The following is a 1,842-nucleotide window of genomic DNA, read 5'->3' as shown; positions in this document are numbered from 1 at the left end:
TGGTCGAGATTCTCTTGATACATTTTTATCGCTTAAGAAAACCTGTCAGCGTCATGGTATTTCATTTTGGCATTACTTAGAAGATCGTATAAAAAAGTTAGGAAAAATACCAACTATGTGAATTCATAGTAAACTCACCGTAAAGTCTAAATGCCCCCACTTTTTGAGCAATTACCAATAACCCGACTTACCGCAGTAACCGCAACCTACAATAACTCGACTTACCGCGTTTATCAATCAATCATATAAACTTTCAGCTGGCGCATTGTCCTTCATATGTGTATTAACATTAGTTATTTTGCATTTTTCAGAATTAAATAAAACTGTACCAATATTCGGCTTATCTAAAAGTTGCTTATAGTTACTTTCATCAACTTCAAAACCAACAAGATTAGGATCAAAGTAAATAAACAAGAAATTCCCACTATCAATCTTTACGACTTGAATACTTGTTGAAATCTCATGACTATGAATTACTTCAGTAAGAGAAATAACTTTGTTTGACTCAGTATCCCAGATCTTTTCAAAGACAAAGTTTTCGTCATCCTTAACAATATATTTATCGAGTGACTTAATATCTAGCTCAACAACTATAGTAAGCACCTCCATAGCGACTTCATTAATCCGAGCTAAACTCTCTGCTTTCGAGTTTGTGATAATAAACGCCAAGCTAAATATAAATATTAAAACGCTTGATTTAATTCTTAAATTCATAATCCATACCTTTAAATACTGTGTTCAACGGATTCACTCGATTTACTCCATCGGGTTTATATGAATAATGCAAGTGCGCCGCAGAGGTTCCACTACCATCAGAAGTTGCTATAATTTGACCAGGGTAAACAGAGTCACCAACGGATACTGTAGCTCCAACATTTGCGTAGCCGTGCACACCACCTGCATCGTCTCTAATAAATACTTGATTTATATTCCCGTAGCCCTTTGTGCTAATAACCTTACCGCCTGAAACAGAGTATATCGGTTCTCCATTGGCTGCTCGGATATCGACACCTTTATGAAAATCAGGCTTGCCATTAAGAGTCCTTGGGCCCCAATTTGAAGTTACGACAGAATTATTCGTAGGCCAATGAAGTAAACTTCTTTCAGTCAACTGGTTAATTAGCAGCATCATTCTATTATGTTGCGCTTCAGCCTTTCTAAATTGCTCCTGCCGATAAGCTGCTCTTTCTTCAGAACTAGGCCTTTGTCCTATTACCGTAACTACTCGACCAGCCGCTCGATCTTCAGCTAAAGGATTTGATTCACTCTCTCCACCACTTCCTCCATTGGTGCAATACAGAAAAAAGTCAAAACCTTCATATTAGTAGTTCCAATTATTAAAAGTTAGGGCTGTCCCCGTTCAGTGTTGTTGCATTTACTAGATTCAAAATTCTCCACTAACAATAAGAAGCTGGATCCAACATTCTTATTTGGAATATATCCTTCAAATTCTGTGAGTTTTTTCCCTACTCCTGATAATTTGATTAATTTGCTGTTACAAGCAGAAATTGCTTGAGAAACATTTGATTTTTTGAATATTACAGCTATGGAATGCTCTAGTTTAAACTCTACGAAATCTGAGTTAGAACTAAATAATAAATGCTCCCCAAAATCATCAAAGGAAAAATACCCTTCGACCATCAGTTTTTTTCAAAAAATTTTTCTTCATTTTCTATAAGTTTTTCAAGTGACTTTACCTCAATAACTCTTTTACTCTCAGCACATGACACTATTGTGATTTCCCACATTAATGTCGAACCATTCAATCCTTTTCAGCCAAATTAACATCATCACTCAATTCTTCTTTATAACGTGAATTCGGGAAACTTAATTTTTCTGTAG

General features: G+C 35.7%; 3 protein-coding genes. All 3 read right to left on the bottom strand.

The window, feature by feature from the left end:
- Window positions 1-237 precede the first annotated feature (237 nt).
- The 3 genes from ABVT42_RS22170 to ABVT42_RS22160 all read right to left on the bottom strand — a co-directional run bounded on the left by ABVT42_RS22170 (window position 238) and on the right by ABVT42_RS22160 (window position 1,641).
- Window positions 238-714: a hypothetical protein gene (locus ABVT42_RS22170; protein ID WP_353898140.1), complete on the bottom strand. Its 477-nt coding sequence runs from the start codon at window positions 712-714 to the stop codon at window positions 238-240.
- On the bottom strand, window positions 698-1,132 hold the full coding sequence (locus tag ABVT42_RS22165; protein ID WP_353898141.1) for a M23 family metallopeptidase: 435 nt from the start codon (window positions 1,130-1,132) through the stop codon (window positions 698-700). Before ABVT42_RS22165 ends, ABVT42_RS22170 begins: the two co-directional genes overlap by 17 nt.
- 212 nt (window positions 1,133-1,344) lie before the next feature.
- Window positions 1,345-1,641, bottom strand: a complete 297-nt coding sequence (locus ABVT42_RS22160) for a hypothetical protein (RefSeq protein WP_353898142.1) — start codon at window positions 1,639-1,641, stop codon at window positions 1,345-1,347.
- Window positions 1,642-1,842: the final 201 nt, after the last annotated feature.

Origin of the sequence: Aliikangiella maris (genome assembly GCF_040719265.1) — a bacterium.
Taxonomy (GTDB): Bacteria; Pseudomonadota; Gammaproteobacteria; order Enterobacterales; family Kangiellaceae; genus Aliikangiella; species Aliikangiella maris.
The sequence above is the reverse complement of the archived record's forward strand: the minus strand, read 5'-3'. Positions and strand labels throughout refer to the sequence as shown.

Excerpts from the sequence above, each read along its gene's own strand:
- ABVT42_RS22165 (WP_353898141.1), bottom strand. The coding sequence starts at position 1,132 with ATGATGCTGCTAATTAACCAGTTGACTGAAAGAAGTTTACTTCATTGG.
- ABVT42_RS22160 (WP_353898142.1), bottom strand. The coding sequence starts at position 1,641 with ATGGTCGAAGGGTATTTTTCCTTTGATGATTTTGGGGAGCATTTATTA.
- ABVT42_RS22170 (WP_353898140.1), bottom strand. The coding sequence starts at position 714 with ATGAATTTAAGAATTAAATCAAGCGTTTTAATATTTATATTTAGCTTG.